The sequence below is a fragment of the Micromonospora sp. NPDC051924 genome (assembly GCF_055586005.1).
The window spans coordinates 25,463-40,359 of record NZ_JBVJJA010000044.1; the positions used below are offsets into that span (position 1 = coordinate 25,463).

The 14,897-nt window shown below is 73.8% G+C and carries 12 protein-coding genes; 7 read left to right on the forward strand and 5 right to left on the reverse strand.

What is annotated here, in order from left to right; all coding sequences use genetic code 11:
- Positions 1–59: 59 nt before the first annotated feature.
- Positions 60–917 carry a helix-turn-helix transcriptional regulator gene (locus ACZ6S5_RS27950; protein WP_466005115.1) on the reverse strand — a complete coding sequence of 286 codons (858 nt, stop codon included), beginning with the start codon at positions 915–917 and terminating at the stop codon, positions 60–62.
- Positions 918–1,046: 129 nt separating this feature from the next.
- On the opposite strand from ACZ6S5_RS27950, the gene ACZ6S5_RS27955 reads away from it, so the two are divergent.
- Positions 1,047–2,732 (forward strand): AMP-binding protein, encoded by a 1,686-nt coding sequence (locus tag ACZ6S5_RS27955; protein WP_466005117.1) that lies wholly within the window; start codon positions 1,047–1,049, stop codon positions 2,730–2,732.
- Entirely contained in the window at positions 2,729–4,336 is a 1,608-nt protein-coding gene (locus tag ACZ6S5_RS27960; RefSeq protein ID WP_466005119.1) for an AMP-binding protein, read from the forward strand. The genes ACZ6S5_RS27955 and ACZ6S5_RS27960 overlap by 4 nt, the downstream gene beginning before the upstream one ends.
- 1 nt (position 4,337) lies before the next feature.
- On the opposite strand, the gene ACZ6S5_RS27965 is transcribed toward ACZ6S5_RS27960, so the two are convergent.
- Positions 4,338–4,847, reverse strand: coding sequence for a DinB family protein (locus tag ACZ6S5_RS27965; RefSeq protein WP_466005121.1), 510 nt, complete (start codon positions 4,845–4,847; stop codon positions 4,338–4,340).
- Positions 4,848–4,984: 137 nt separating this feature from the next.
- Here ACZ6S5_RS27965 and ACZ6S5_RS27970 point away from each other — a divergent pair, with 137 nt between their 5' ends.
- A complete protein-coding gene (locus ACZ6S5_RS27970) occupies positions 4,985–6,271 on the forward strand; it encodes a vanadium-dependent haloperoxidase (protein WP_466005123.1) in 1,287 nt (428 codons plus the stop codon).
- Between the two features lie 36 nt (positions 6,272–6,307).
- Entirely contained in the window at positions 6,308–6,928 is a 621-nt protein-coding gene (locus ACZ6S5_RS27975) for a hypothetical protein (protein WP_466005124.1), read from the forward strand.
- Positions 6,929–6,944: 16 nt separating this feature from the next.
- Here ACZ6S5_RS27975 and ACZ6S5_RS27980 read toward each other — a convergent pair whose 3' ends face one another.
- A complete protein-coding gene (locus tag ACZ6S5_RS27980; RefSeq protein WP_466005126.1) occupies positions 6,945–7,499 on the reverse strand; it encodes a pyridoxamine 5'-phosphate oxidase family protein in 555 nt (184 codons plus the stop codon).
- A gap of 91 nt (positions 7,500–7,590) precedes the next feature.
- Between ACZ6S5_RS27980 and ACZ6S5_RS27985 the strand changes: the two genes are divergently transcribed.
- A complete protein-coding gene (locus ACZ6S5_RS27985) occupies positions 7,591–8,307 on the forward strand; it encodes a nucleoside/nucleotide kinase family protein (RefSeq protein WP_466005128.1) in 717 nt (238 codons plus the stop codon).
- 11 nt (positions 8,308–8,318) lie between these two features.
- On the forward strand, positions 8,319–9,584 hold the full coding sequence (locus ACZ6S5_RS27990) for an MFS transporter (protein ID WP_466005130.1): 1,266 nt from the start codon (positions 8,319–8,321) through the stop codon (positions 9,582–9,584).
- 22 nt (positions 9,585–9,606) lie between these two features.
- Here the strand turns inward: ACZ6S5_RS27990 and ACZ6S5_RS27995 are convergent, their stop codons facing one another.
- Entirely contained in the window at positions 9,607–10,677 is a 1,071-nt protein-coding gene (locus ACZ6S5_RS27995; protein ID WP_466005132.1) for a Gfo/Idh/MocA family protein, read from the reverse strand.
- 104 nt (positions 10,678–10,781) lie between these two features.
- On the opposite strand from ACZ6S5_RS27995, the gene ACZ6S5_RS28000 reads away from it, so the two are divergent.
- The gene (locus ACZ6S5_RS28000) at positions 10,782–12,023 is read left to right on the forward strand and encodes a lycopene cyclase family protein (protein ID WP_466005133.1); all 1,242 of its coding nucleotides are present in this window, start codon (positions 10,782–10,784) and stop codon (positions 12,021–12,023) included.
- A gap of 22 nt (positions 12,024–12,045) precedes the next feature.
- Here ACZ6S5_RS28000 and ACZ6S5_RS28005 read toward each other — a convergent pair whose 3' ends face one another.
- Positions 12,046–14,886, reverse strand: a complete 2,841-nt coding sequence (locus ACZ6S5_RS28005; RefSeq protein WP_466005135.1) for a CBM96 family carbohydrate-binding protein — start codon at positions 14,884–14,886, stop codon at positions 12,046–12,048.
- Positions 14,887–14,897 lie beyond the last annotated feature (11 nt).

A 14,897-nucleotide genomic window follows, 5' to 3' on the forward strand; every position in this document is an offset into this window, starting at 1 on the left:
GGGTGAGCGGGTTGCCGCAGATCGCGGTGTCAGCCGGCTGCGAGTGTCATCGCCGCCGCCTAGGGAAGTAGTCCGGCTCGACGGGCCGCCACGACGACCTCGAGGCGGGTGTGCGCGCCGAGCTTGCGCATCGCGGAGCGCAGGTAGCTCTTCACCGTCTCCGGGCGCAGCCCGAGCTGCCCGGCCACGTCGGCGTTGGTGCAGCCCAGCGCCACGCAGGCCAGCACGTCGGTCTCCCGGGGCGACAGGGTCGCCGCCGCCGGTGGCCGCTCGGGTCGGGCCACCGCGCCGGCGAGCCGGTCGGCGACCGCGTCGAGGCGGTCCCGCAGCTCCGGGTCGTCGATCCGGCGTAACAGGCCGCGCAGCTCGGCGTGCGCCTGGCGGACCTGCTCCCACTCCGGTCCGGCCGGGTCGGCGGGGACCGGCGTGGCCCTCAGGGCGGTCAGCGCGGCCCGGGCGGCGTCCCGGTCGACGAGGCGGCGCTCCAGGTCGCGGGCCACGTCCACGGCGGCGGCGACCAGCCGGTCGCCGAGGCTGAGCCGCTGGCGTACCGCGCCGTAGAGGACCGCGCGGACCTCCCGGTGCACCACCACCGGCACGGCGACCACCGAGCGCAGCCCCTCGGCGCCGACCGGGGCGTCGTACTCGTGGCTGATCGAGCGGGCGAGGGGGTAGTCGTTGACCCGTAGCGGCAGGCCGAGGGCGAGGGCCTTGCCGCCGAGCCCGGCGCCGGCGTGGATGGCCAGCCCGCGCAGCGCCGTGGTTGTGGTGCCGGCCAGTTCGGTGATGGTCATCCGGGGCGGCCCGCCACCTTGGACCAGGCCGCCGAACGCGACCGGCAGTCCGGTGCCGCGGCGCAGGGTGAGCAGCGCGCTGCGGAGCTGGTCGGCGTCGTCGCGCGGATACAGCTTCGGCACCGTCCCCACCTTCCGCCGGCCACCCCCGTCCGGGGGTGGTGAGACCTGCGTCACCTGATCGAGGATCAGCCTACTGCGTGCGGTCCGTCCCCTCCTGGCCGCGCGCCTGGTGACAGGAAGGACACCCCCATGGCCACCGCCGGCACCCAGGCCTTCCGCGAGGCGCGCGACTTCCTGCTCGCGCACCGCGAGGACCCCGAGATCGCGTACGAGAAGTTCCGCTGGCCGCAGCTCACCGAATTCAATTGGGCGCTGGACTGGTTCGACGTGCTCGCCGAGGGCAATGACACCCCGGCGCTGTGGATCGTCGAGGCGGACGGGGGAGAGGGTCGCTGGTCGTACGCGGAGCTGTCCCGCCGCTCGAACCAGGTGGCGAACTGGCTGCGTGCCCGGGGCGTACGGGCCGGGGACCGGCTGATCTTGATGCTCGGCAACCAGCTCGAACTGTGGGAGACCATCCTCGCCGCGATCAAGCTGCGCGCGGTGATCATTCCGGCCACCCCGCTGCTGGGTCCGGCGGACCTGGCCGACCGGCTGGAGCGCGGCGCGGCGCGGCACGTGGTGGTCGGGGCGGAGCACACCGGCAAGTTCGCGGAGGTGCCCGGCGACTACACCCGGATCGCGGTCGGCGCGCCGGTCGACGGCTGGCACGCCTACGCCGACGCGTACGCCGAGGACGGTGGGTTCACCCCGGACGGGCCGACCCGGGCGGGTGACCCGCTGCTGCTCTACTTCACCTCCGGCACCACGGCCCGGCCGAAGCTGGTGGAGCACACCCACGCCTCCTACCCGGTGGGGCACCTGTCCACCATGTACTGGATCGGGCTGCGCCCCGGCGACGTGCACCTGAACATCTCCTCGCCCGGCTGGGCGAAGCACGCCTGGAGCAATGTGTTCGCGCCGTGGAACGCGGGTGCCACGGTCTTCGTCTACAACTACTCCCGCTTCGACCCGGCCGGGCTGCTGGCCGCGATGGACCGGTGCGGGGTGACCAGCTTCTGTGCCCCGCCAACGGTGTGGCGGATGCTCATCCAGGCCGACCTGCGCCAGCTGCGGCGCCCGCCACGCAGCGTGGTCGGCGCGGGGGAGCCGTTGAACCCGGAGGTGATCGAGCAGGTCGAGGCCGCGTGGGGGGTGACGGTCCGGGACGGGTACGGGCAGACCGAGACCACCGCGCAGATCGGCAACCCGCCCGGGGCGCCAGTGAAGCCCGGCTCGATGGGGCGCCCGCTGCCCGGGTACGTGGTGACCCTGGTCGACCCGGTGACCGGTGAGCCGGGCGACGACGGGGAGGTCTGCCTGGACCTGGCGCACCGGCCGACCGCGCTGATGGTCGGCTACCGCGGTGACGAGGAGCTGACCGCCACCGCGATGCGGGACGGCTACTACCACACCGGGGACATTGCCTCCCGGGACGCCGACGGTTACCTGACCTACGTGGGGCGCACCGACGACGTGTTCAAGGCGTCGGACTACCGGGTGTCGCCGTTCGAGCTGGAGAGCGTGCTGCTGGAGCACGAGGCGGTGGCCGAGGCGGCGGTGGTGCCGTCGCCGGACCCGGTGCGGCTGGCGGTGCCGAAGGCGTACGTGGTGCTCGCCCCAGGGTGGGAGCCGACCGCGGAGACGGCGGCGGCGGTGTTCGCGCACTCGCGGGCAAGGCTGGCGCCGTACCTGCGGGTGCGGCGGTTGGAGTTCGCCGAGCTGCCGAAGACCATCTCCGGGAAGATCCGCCGGACCGAGCTGCGCGCCGCCGAGCGGGACAAGCACGCCGACGGGCGGCCGGCCGGCGAGTACCGCGAGGAGGACTTCCGATGAGCCTCCCCTCGTACGCCAGTGGGGTCTCCGACGCCCCGCTGCTGGGCGACACCATCGGCGCGAACCTGGCCCGCGCGGTCGAGGCGTACCCGGATCGGGAGGCGCTGGTGGACTGCCCGAGCGGCCGCCGGTGGACGTACGCCGAATTCGGCGCCGCGGTCGCGGAGCTGGCCCGCGGCCTGCTCGCGGCGGGGGTGGCCAAGGGTGACCGGGTGGGCATCTGGGCGCCCAACTGTCCCGAGTGGGTGCTGGTCCAGTACGCGACCGCGACCATCGGTGCGATCATGGTGAACATCAACCCGGCCTACCGGCAGCACGAGCTGGAGTACGTGCTCAACCAGTCCGGGGTGGGCCTGCTGGTCTCCTCGCCCGGCTACAAGACCAGCGACTACCGGGGCATGGTGGAGGCGGTCCGCGCCGACTGCCCGGCGCTGCGCGGCGTCGTCTACCTCGGCGAGCCGAGCTGGGACGAGCTCGTGGCCGGCGGGGCGTCGGTGCCGGCCGAGCGGCTGGCCGCGCGGGCCGCGGAGCTGAGCTGCGACGACCCGATCAACATCCAGTACACCTCGGGCACGACGGGCTTTCCCAAGGGCGCCACGCTGTCGCACCACAACATCCTCAACAACGGCTACTTCGTCGGGGAACTGGTCCGCTACAGCGAGCAGGACCGGATCTGCCTGCCGGTGCCATTCTACCACTGCTTTGGCATGGTGATGGGGAACCTGGCGGCGACCAGCCATGGCGCCTGCATGATCATCCCGGCGCCGACCTTCGACCCGGCCGCGACGCTGCGCGCGGTCGCCGCCGAGCGCGCCACCTCGCTGTACGGGGTGCCGACGATGTTCATCGCCGAGCTGGCGTTGGCCGACTTCGCCTCCCACGACCTGGCCTCGCTGCGCACCGGCATCATGGCCGGCTCGCCGTGCCCGGTGGAGGTGATGAAGCGGGTCATCGCGGAGATGCACATGGCCGAGGTGGCGATCTGCTACGGCATGACCGAGACCTCGCCGGTGTCCACCCAGACCCGGTACGACGACGACCTGGACCGGCGGACCGCCACGGTGGGGCGGGTGATGCCGCACGTGGAAGTGAAGGTGGTCGACCCGGCGACCGGGGTGACCGTGCCCCGGGGCGAGCCGGGGGAGCTGTGCACCCGCGGGTACTCGGTGATGCTCGGCTACTGGGACCAGCCGGAGCAGACCGCCGAGGCGATCGACCCGGCGCGCTGGATGCACACCGGCGACCTGGCGGTGATGCGCGAGGACGGCTACCTGACCATCGTCGGCCGGATCAAGGACATGATCATCCGGGGTGGGGAGAATGTCTACCCGCGGGAGATCGAGGAGTTCCTCTACCGGCACCCGAAGATCTCCGACGTGCAGGTGGTCGGCGTCCCCGACGAGCGGTACGGCGAGGAGATCCTGGCCTGCGTGATCCTGCGCGACGGGCACGACACCCTGACCGTCGAGGAGGTCGCCGAGTTCTGCCGGGACCGCCTCGCCCACTACAAGGTGCCCCGCCACGTGCGGGTGATGGACGCCTTCCCGATGACGGTCAGCGGCAAGGTCCGCAAGGTCGAGCTGCGCCGCGCCGGCGTCGGCTGAGTCACTCCCCGGTCCGGCCGTCGGCCAGCTCGCGGACGATGTCGAGGTGGCCGGCGTGCCGGGCGTACTCCTGCAGCACGTGGAAGAGGATCGTGGTGAGCGTGGGCCGGCGTGCCGGGTCGGTGAACCGGCCGCCGAGCGCGGCGGGCGTGTCCAGCGGCGTCGCCTCGACGACCCGGCGGGTCTCCGCCCCGCCCCGGCGCAGGGCGGCCATCAGGTCGGCCACGGTCTCGTCCGGGTCGACGTACCAGCGGTCGTCGGCCTGCTCGCCCCACGGGTCCGGCACCGCGTCGCCGAGGAAGCCCCAGACCAGCCAACGTCGCTCCATGAAGGTCAGGTGCTTCACCAGCTCCACGGGCGTCCAGCCCGAGGGCACCCGGCTGGTGCGGGCCTGCGCGTCGCTCAGGCCGGCGAGCCGGTCGGCGACCGTGTCCCGGTAGTAGTCGAGGTAGGTGAGCAGCAGCGCCGGCACGTCCGAGGAGGGGCCGGGCTCCGGGAACGGCACGCGCATGCCCGGGAGTATGCCGGACGGTACCGCCGATCAGCCTATCGACCCGCGCGAATGTCAACGCCTATAGTCAGCTCGCTCAATGCTGTGACCTCCTGACACGGGGTGAATCGACGGGTCGGAAGCAGCGAGGAGACCTCATGACAAGCAGTGTTCGCACCATGCGCCGTGCCGCGGGCGCGGCCGTCGTCGCCGTCCTGGCCGCCGGCTCCCCACTCGCGGTCGCGCCGTCGCCCGCCCAGGCGTCCGCCGGCGCCGCGTCCGCCGAGTCCGTCCTCACCTGGGACCTGCACGCCGAGACGGCGATCTGGGACGTCGCGCGCCAGGCACCGCAGGTCCAGTCCCGCGGCGCCGCGATGGTGCACGGCGCCATCTACGACGCGGTCAACGCCATCGCCGGCACGCCGTATCAGCCGTACCTGGTCGCGCCGCCCGCCGACGGGTCCGAGTCCGTCGACGCCGCCGTGGCCACCGCCGCGTACCGGGTGCTCGACGCGATCTTCCCGGACCAGCACGACGCGCTCACCGCCCGGTACGCCGAGTCGCTCGCCGCGATCCCCGACGGCCGCGCCGAGCGGCGCGGGATCGAGGTCGGCGCGCGGGCCGCCACCGCGATGACCGCCGCCCGCCGCGACGACGGGGCGTTCGGACCGCAGACCTTCCCGGTGGGGACCGAGCCCGGCCAGTGGCGCCCGACCCCGCCGGCCTACGCCAACGACGGCGGCTGGGTCGGCCACATGCGGCCGTTCGTGCTGCCCGACGCCGCGATCTTCCGCACCGCCGGCCCGCCGGCGCTCACCAGCGCGCAGTACGCCCGGGACTACGACGAGATCAAGGCGGTGGGCTCGGCCACCAGCACGGTCCGCACCGCCGACCAGACCGAGGCGGCGATCTGGTGGCACGACCGCCGGCTCGGCGAATGGGAGATCAAACGTCAGCTCGTGACGACCCAGCGGCTCGACGCCCTGCAGGCCGCCCGGATGTTCGCCCTGGTGGACCTCGCCGAAGCGGACGCGGTCATCGCCTGCTTCAACGAGAAGGCGGCGTGGAACCGGTGGCGGCCGATCACGGCGATCCGGCTCAGCGACACCGACGGCAACCCCGTCACCGTCGCCGATCCGACCTGGACGCCGCTGCTGGTCACGCCGCCGCACCCCGACTACACGTCCGGCCACACCTGCAACACCGGGGCCACCATGTCGGCGCTGGCGTACTTCTTCGGCCGGGACGACATCGCGTTCAACGCCTACAGCGCCGACTCCGGCACCCGGCGGTACTTCAGCGGCTTCTCCCAGGCGCTCACCGAGGTGATCAACGCCCGGGTGTGGGGTGGCATCCACACCCGGACCGCCGACGTGCAGGGGGCGCGGATCGGCCTGGAAACCACCGCGTACGTGGTCCGGCACGAGTTCCGACCCCGATCGTGAGGCGTACCCTGAGCCGTCTTCTCCGAGGAGGTCGGCGTGGGGCACGTGTTCGTCAGGCTGGCCGGGCACGGCGCCCGGCTGGTCCCGTACTGGCCGTACCGGTTCACCGGGTCCGCCGCATCGTCGACGGTGGAGGTCACCGTCTTCGCCGACGGAGGTGAGCGGCGGGCGCTCGTCGGGTCCGGCGCCGCGTCGGTGCCCGGTGTGGTGGACGTCGACGCGGGTCCGGACGGGGACTGGCGGCTGGAGCTGGGGCCGTTCAGTCTCTGCTGGCCGGCGGGCTTCGCCGTGGAGTCACCCACTGATCCGGAGGACGGGACGCTGTGCTACCTGATCGGCCCGGACCGAGCGATGATCTTCCCGCAGGGACCGGTGCCGCTGGCCCGGCTGGCCGGGCCGGATGCCCTGGTCGCCCCCGGGCAGCGGGTCGTCGACAGGCGCGTGCTGGACGACGACATCGACGTGGTGGAACTGGCGTACGCGCACGACGGCACCGCCTGGTGGCAGGCGCACTGGGTCATCCCGATCGGGCGCGACCGGGCGCTGGTCCTCACCGGACAGGCCCCGGTGGTGGCCGCCGCGGCGGTGCGGACCGGCGGCGACCGGATGGCCGTCACCCTCACCGGCGTCGACCACGCTCGTGGTCGGCACGCCTAGGCACGCGGCCACCCGCTCAGGCAACGCCACCGGGGCCGCGCTGACCGTCGCGGTCAGCGCCATCGGCCCGCCAGAACTGGCGCGGCGCGTACCCCTCGCGGCGCAGCCAGTGTTCGGTGTAGACGATCCGCTCCGCCGGCACCACCACGAGCGGCCCGGTCGGTGGCTCGTCCAGCGACCGGGACCGCTCCACGTGGTCGGACTGCCACCGGTACGCCGGCCAGTGGTGCGCGAACTCCGGGTCGTCGGGCTGCAGCACCCGGGCCCGGCCGAACACCTGCGCGCCTCGGCTGCTGGCCTGCCCGACCAGCGGCGCGAAGACCCCGACGGAGACCCGCGGGTCGGCGGCGATGTTGCGCATCTTCGGCGACCCGGCCGCGGCGGTGAACAGCAGCGTGAAGTCGAGGTGGAAGTAGCGCACCGGGGTGGCGAGCGGGCCGTCCGGTCCGGTGGTGGCCAGCACGCACATGTTCTGCGAGGAGAGCAGGTTGAGGATCCGTTCCTCCAGCCGGGCCCGGTCCAGGCGGGCGGTGGGGGAGGGGCCGGCGAGCCAGGGGTTCGTGACGGGCATACGTGATCATGGCATCCGGGCGGCGGAGATCGGGCAGCGACCCGGCTGGCGGACCGACGACCGCCCCTGACGCTGCCCTACGCTCGGCGACATGCGCACGCCCCGACCGGAGACCCGCGCCGCGGTGCTGGTCCGCCTCGCCGAGCACCTGAACCGGCGTCGCGCACCGCACCCGCTCCGGGTGGCGATCGACGGTCCTGACGCCGCCGGCAAGACCCGCCTCGCCGACGACCTGGCCCGGATGCTGGCCGCCCGGCGGGACGTGATCCGGGTCAGCGTCGACGCCTTCCACCGGCCCGCCGAGGTGCGCCTGCGGCGCGGTCCGCTCTCACCCGAGGGCTACTACCTGGACGCCTTCGACCACGACACCCTCCGCGACCGGGTCCTGCGCCCGCTCGGCCCGGGCGGTGACCGGCGCTACCTGCCGGCCGCGCACGACTTCCGGGCCGACGCGGCCGTGGACGCCGTACCCCGGGAGGCTCCGGCCGACGCCGTGCTCCTCGTGGACGGAGTGTTCCTGCTCCGCCCGGAACTGCGCGACCACTGGGACGTGACGATCCACCTGCACGTCGAGCCGGCGGAGACGCTGCGCCGTGCGCTGACCCGCGACCTGTCGCTGTTCGGCTCCGCCGACGTGGTGCGGCAGCGGTACCAGGCGCGGTACCTGCCAGGCCAGGAGCTGTACCGCGCCGAGGCCCGCCCGGCGGACCGGGCCGACATCCTGCTCGACCTGGCCGAACCGCGCGCGCCGGTCGTGCTGAGGTGGCCGGCTGGTAACCCGGTCGGCGCGGCCGGCGAATCCTGGTAGGTTCGCTCGCCGTGACGGGGGAACGGCTCGACGGGCGCTTCGCCCGACTCTGGACGGCCAGCACCATGTCGGCGCTGGGCAGCGGCATGGCCACCGTGGCCGCGCCGCTGTACGTGGCGTCCCGCACGGACGATCCGCTGCTCGTCTCGGCGGGCGCGGCGGTGTCCTGGCTGCCCTGGTTGCTCTTCGCGCTGCCCGGCGGGGTCCTGGTGGACCGGGTCGACCGGCGGCGGCTGATGGTGCTCATCGACTGGGCCCGGGTGGTGGTGCTGGCGGTGCTGGCCGCCGCGATGGTCACCGGCCGGGCCGGCATCGCCCTGCTGTACGCGGTGCTCTTCGTGGTCAACACCGGCGAGGTGGTGTTCCGTGTCGCCGCGCAGGCCGTCCTGCCGGCGGTGGTGCCCCGGTCCCGGCTCGAACGGGCCAACGGCTGGCTCGGCGGCGGCACCCAGGTCATGCAGAACCTGGTCGCCGGCCCGCTCGGCGGTTTCCTCTTCCTAGTGGCGGCCGCCATCCCGTTCGCCGTCAACGCCGGCACGTACGCGCTCAGCGCGGTGCTGGTCGGGTTGCTCGCCGGGACGTACCGGGGCGCGGTGCAGCCGGGCGGACGCCGCTCGGTCCGCGTGGAGGTCGCCGAGGGCTTCCGGTTCCTGCTGTCCCAGCGGCTGCTGCGCACCATGACGCTGCTGATCGGCCTGCTCAACGTCACCCTGACCGCCGCCATCGCGGTGCTGGTGCTGCTGGCCACCGACCGGCTCGGCCTCGGCTCGGTCGGCTACGGCGCCCTGTTCACCTGCATGGCGGTCGGCGGGCTGCTCGGCGCGGCCGTCGGGGATCGGCTGGTCGCCACGATCACCGCCACCTGGACCGTCCGGATCGGCCTGCTGATCGAGGCCGGCCTGCACCTGGCCCTGGCCGCCTCGCGCAGCGCGGTGGTGGTCGGGGTGGCGCTGTTCGCCTTCGGGGTGCACTCCTCGCTGTGGAACATGGTGGCGAACTCGCTGCGGCAACGGCTCACCCCGCCCGCGCTGCTGGGCCGGGTGGGCAGCACCAACCTGTTCCTCGCCGCCGGCGGCAACTGCGTCGGCGCGCTGCTCGGCGGGGTGGTCGCCGACCGGTTCGGCATCACCGCGCCGTACTGGGTGGGCTTCGTCGTCGCCCTGCTCGTCATCGCCGCGACCTGGCGGGTCTTCGACCGGGCCACCGTCGCCGCCGCCTACGCCGAGCCCGCCCCGCCCGACCGCGAGGCGCCCGAAACCCCCGCACCCGTCGCCTGATTAGCCCGATGCCGCACCGGCGTCAGCGCGGCGGCGGCACCGGCAGCAGCGTCACACCCTCGGCGGCCGCCCGGTGGGCCAGCTCGATCAGCTCCACCACGGCCACCGCGTCGGCCGGGTCCACCGGCGGCGGCGCCCCGTTCCGCAGCGCCGCCGCCAGCTGGGCGTAGAAATCCTGGTAGCGGCCCGCCTCGGTGGGCACCGCGCGCAGCTCGCCGTCGGCGCCCAGCCGGCCGTACCGGTCGGGGGCGACCTCACCCCAGCCAGGGTCGCCCGGCCGGCCGCCCTCGCGCAGCGCCGCCTCCTGCGGATCCAACCCGTACGTGGCGTACGCGGCCCGGTCGCCGAGCACCCGCATCCGGGGCCCGAGCTGCGCCGCCACCGCGCTCAGCCACAGGTGGGAGCGGACCCCGCCGGCGTGCGTCAACGCCACGAACGCGTCGTCGTCCACCTCGGCGTCCGGCCGCCGCCGGTCCACCTCGGCGTACACCCGGGTCACCGGGCCGAACAGCTGGACCGCCTGGTCGATCAGGTGCGCGCCCAGGTCGAACAGCGCCCCACCGGCCTCCCCGGGCGCGCCGCTCTCCCGCCAGCCCGGCTTGACCGCCGGCCGCCACCGCTCGAACCGCGACTCGAACCGGGCCACCCGGCCCAGCTCACCCGCCGCGACCAGCCGGCGGACGGTCAGGAAGTCACCGTCCCAGCGGCGGTTCTGGAACACGGTCAGCGGCACGCCCGCGGCGGCCGCCTCCGCGACCAGCGCCCGGCCCTGCGCCGCGGTCGGCGCGAGCGGCTTGTCCACCACCACCGGCAGCCCGGCCGCCACCGCCGCCCGGGCCATCGGCACGTGCTGCCGGTTCGGCGTGGCCACCACCACCAGGTCCAGGGTGTCCGCGGCCCGCCACAGCTGGTCGGCGTCGTCGACCACGCGGGCGTCCGGGTGCTCGGCGTGCACCTGCTCGCGGCGCTGCGGGTCGCGGGTCACCACCGCGTCCAGCCGCAGTCCCGGCGTCGCGGCGATCAGCGGGGCGTGGAACACCCGCCCGGCCACCCCGTACCCCAGCAGCCCCACCCGCAGCGGCGCCTGCGCCATGCCGTCCCCCCGACGTCGTCCGATCGCCCGACCCTACGCGGCGCGCCGGTCTCAGGCGGCGGGGTCCCAGCCGGCGAGCGCCGGGCGTGTGACAGCGTGGGCGGGTGGACGCATCCCCGGCCGACGTCGATCTCGCGCTGGTGGGCGGCGGCGGCGCCGCCTCCCTGGTGTTGGCCGCGCTGGACCGGCACGACCTGACCGGCCTGCGGGTCGCCGTGGTCGACCCGGTGCACAAGCGCGGCCAGGACCGCACCTGGGCGTTCTGGGGCCCGCCCGGCACCGACCTCGATCCGCTGGTGAGCGCCAGCTGGTCGCGGGTCGAGGTGGTCACGCCCGCCGAGCGCCGCGAGCTGTCGCTCGCCCCCCTCCGGTACGCCATGCTCCGCTCCGCCCCGGTCTACGACCGGGCTGCCGCGGCCGAGCAGCGGCTGGGCGCGGTGCGGATCGGCGCCCCGGCCGGCGAGCTGCGCGACGACGGCCACCGGGTGACCGTCCACGACCCGGCCGGCCGGCCCCTGGTCCGGGCCGGCTGGGTGCTCGACTCCCGCCCCCGCCCGCCCCGCCGACCGGGGCGGACCAGTTGGCTGCAGCACTTCCGGGGCTGGTGGCTGGAGGCCGATCGGGCCACCTTCGACCCGGGCCGCGCGGTGCTGATGGACTTCCGCACCCCGCAGCCGGCCCGGGGCGTCTCGTTCGGCTACGTGCTCCCGGTCAGCGACCGGTACGCCCTGGTCGAGTACACCGAGTTCGCGCCCGCCCCGCTGTCCGACGCGGCGTACGACGCGGCGCTGCGCGGGTACGCCGGCCTGCTCGGCCTGGACCTGACCGCGCTGCGGGTGCGCGAGGTGGAGAACGGGATCATCCCGATGACCGACGGCCCGTTCGTGCGCCGCCCGTCGGCCCGGGTGGTCCGGCTCGGCACCGCCGGCGGCGCCACCCGCCCCTCCACCGGGTTCACCTTCTCCGCCATGCTGCGCCAGGCCGACCAGGTGGCCCGGGCGCTCGCCGCCGGCCGGCCGCCGGTGCCGGCGCCCGCCTACCCGCGCCGTCACCTGTGGATGGACGCGGTGGCGTTGCGGGCCCTGGACCGGGGGCACGTCGGCGGGGTGGAGTTCTTCGCGCGGCTCTTCGACCGCAACCCGGCCGAGCGGGTGCTGCGCTTCCTCGACGGGACCACCTCCCCGGTCGAGGACCTGGCGGTGATGCGGTCCAGCCCGCTGCTGCCGATGACCGGCGCGGTTCTCGGCGACGCCGTGGACCGGCTGCGTGCCCGGCTGCACCGCGACCCGACCCCCGCCCTGGTGCCGGAGGTCGGGTCGCGGGCCGGGGATCACGCCGGCTCGTAGGTGGCGACGACCATTGAGACCCTCATGACGCCGTGTCGACCAGCAGCAGCGGGGGCGTACCGGACTCGCGGCTGCCGTAGCTGCTCGACGACGCCCCGCTCGAGGTGAGCCCGACGGTGAACGTGCCGTTCCCGCTGATCAGGGGCGTGATGTCGAGGGTGATCCAGGTGCCACTGGTCGTCCGACCGCTGGCGGCGATCGACGTGCTGCCGATGACGGGCGCGTTGTTCCAGTTCATCGTCGACTCCGACCACGTGGAGTCGGCGACGGGGCGGACCACGAACCCGCTGGACGAGCCGGCCGCGACCCAGACCTTCAGGCGCGCGCGCAGCACCACGCCGGTCTGGCCGGACACCGTGAACTTCAGGTAGGCGTTGGTGACCGGATCCGCGTCGACCCGCACCACCGGGGTGCTCCCGTAGTTGCTGGTGGGACTGGACGCCTTGACGTAGGTGTCGGCCACCGTCACGACCGGGTTGACCGCCGGCGTGGTGACCAGGGCCGGCGTGCTCGGGGCCGAAGAGTTACCCGACGAGTCGAAGGCGGAGACCGTGTACGAGTAGGAGGTCTCGGACAGGGCGGTGGTGTCGGTGAAGGCGGTGCCCGTCGTGGTCGCGAAGGCCGCGCCGTCGCGGTACACGCGGTAGCCCGCCACCCCGAAGTCGTCCGTCGCAGGCTCCCACGACAGGGCGACCCGGTTGGGTCCGGGCGCCGACGCCACCAGGTTGGTGGGCGCCGTGGGCGGGTTGGCGTCGACGGTGGTCACGGTCACCGGATTGCTCGCCGCGGAGACGTTCCCCGCGGCGTCGACCGCCGTCACAAGGTATGTGTACGACGTGCGGTTGGCGCCGACCGTGTCGTCGACGAACGTGCGGCCCGACGAAGTCTCCGCCAGCAGGCTGCCGTCACGGACCACCTGGTACCGCGCGATTCCGACGTTGTCGGTCGACGCGTCCCAGGCGAGGCCGACCGCCCCGGGCGTCACGCTGGCGACCCGCAGGTTGGGCGGGGCGGTCGGCGCCAGGGTGTCGCGGATCGCGCTGACCGGGTCGGATTGAGCGCTCACGTTGGCGGCCGCGTCGACCGCGCGCACGGTCCAGCTGTGCGGCTCGTTGGCCGGCACGGCGCTGTCGACGTAGGTGGTGGCTGTCACGGTCGCCACCACCACGCCGTCGCGGAGCACCTCGTAGCCCGTGACGCCGACGTTGTCCGTGGCGGCGGTCCAGCCGAGGGTCACCGCGTCCGGGGACGCCGCGGCGGTGAGCCCGCCGGGACTGGTCGGGGGCGTGGTGTCCGGGCCGGGAGTCGTCACGGTCACCGGTGGGCTCTGGGCGGATCGGTTTCCGGCCGCGTCGACGGCATCGACGGTGTACTCATACCGGGTCGCCGCGGCGACCGTGGTGTCCGTCCAGGTGGTCGCGGTCGCCGGCAGGTCGGCGACGGCGGCGCCGTCGCGGTAGACGCGGTGGCCGGTGACTCCGTAGTTGTCGGTCGCCGGCGTCCAGTGGAGACTCACCGCCGGCGTCGGGTCCACGGTCGCGGTCATACCGGTGGGTACGGTCGGGGCGAGCCCGTCCGTGCCCTTGCACGAGACGGTCGACGAGTCGACCAGGGTCGTGCCGGCAGCGCCGGCCGCGTGGTAGTTCAGCTCGGCACGGTCCCCGAAGAGCTCCATGCGCATCGCGCCGTAACTCTTGTTGGTCTTCACCACCCGGGGGTCCGAGCTGGCGAAGCCCTGACTCGAGTGCCCACCGCCGCCCACCACGAGTTCGACGATGCCGTCGGCCGCGGGTACGCCACCTGCCCCCATGGGCGTCCAGCGCTGGTAGTTGTGGTCGTGCGCGGTGGCCAGCAGGGTCACGTGGTGGGTGGCCATGAGGTCCCACATGGGCTGCATCCGCGGCGCGGGGTCCTCAGAGCCGACGCTGAAGAGGGGGTGGTGCCAGAACACCATCGTGCACGGGCTGCGGTTGGCGGCGAGGTCCGCCGCGAGCCATTCGTACTGCGGAGTGCCCGGGGCGACCTTGTTGTAGTTGCTGGTCGAGTCGATGGCGATGAAGTGCCAGCCGTTGGCGTCGTAGCTGTAGTAGTGCGGGATGTTGTCCCAGAAGTGGAAGTAGCCATCGGCCCGGTTGCCGGTGTACTCGTGGTTGCCGACGACCGGGGTGGTGACGTCGCGCAACCGGCCGAAGAACGCGGTCGGGCCGCCGTACCAGTTCTTGAACTCGGTGAGCGTGCCGTCCTCGTACACGTCGCCGAGGTACAGAAACAGGTCCGGATCCCACCCGACGAGCGCGTTGGTGACGTTCACCGCGTTGGTCTCGCCGCCGGCCCCGTCACCGACGGCCGCCACGACGAAGGGCTCCAGCGGGCCACGTGTCTGGATGGCCGGAACCGACCACTGCCGGCTGTTCGGCGGGGTGGTGGCGTTGCCGTTGGCGAAGGTGACATTGATGATCGCCTCCGGCGTGACGTATCCGTCGCGCATCTTGGCCGAGACGCCGATCGCGTGCGCACCGTCGGCGAAGTCGGCCGAGGAGAGAACGAACTGGTGCGGCGACTGGAAGTCGGTGATCAGGTACTGACCGTCCAGCGACCACTCCGTCTTGGCCACGCCGGGGCTCGTGCCGACCGTCACGTTGACGGTCGCGGTCACGACGGTGTCGCCCACGACCGTGCCGCCGCTCGCCGGCTGGGTGACGCAGACCAGCACGGTGTAGAGCCCGCTCGACGCGGTCGACGTTTGGCACGTGGCGGAGGCGCTCGTCGCCCGGCCGCTCGCCACCAGCGTCAGCCCGGCGGCGACGAGCACGGCGACCACCGTCGACGCGACCCGTGGTCGGGTCGTATTGCCTAGGTTCATGGGTAGACCTC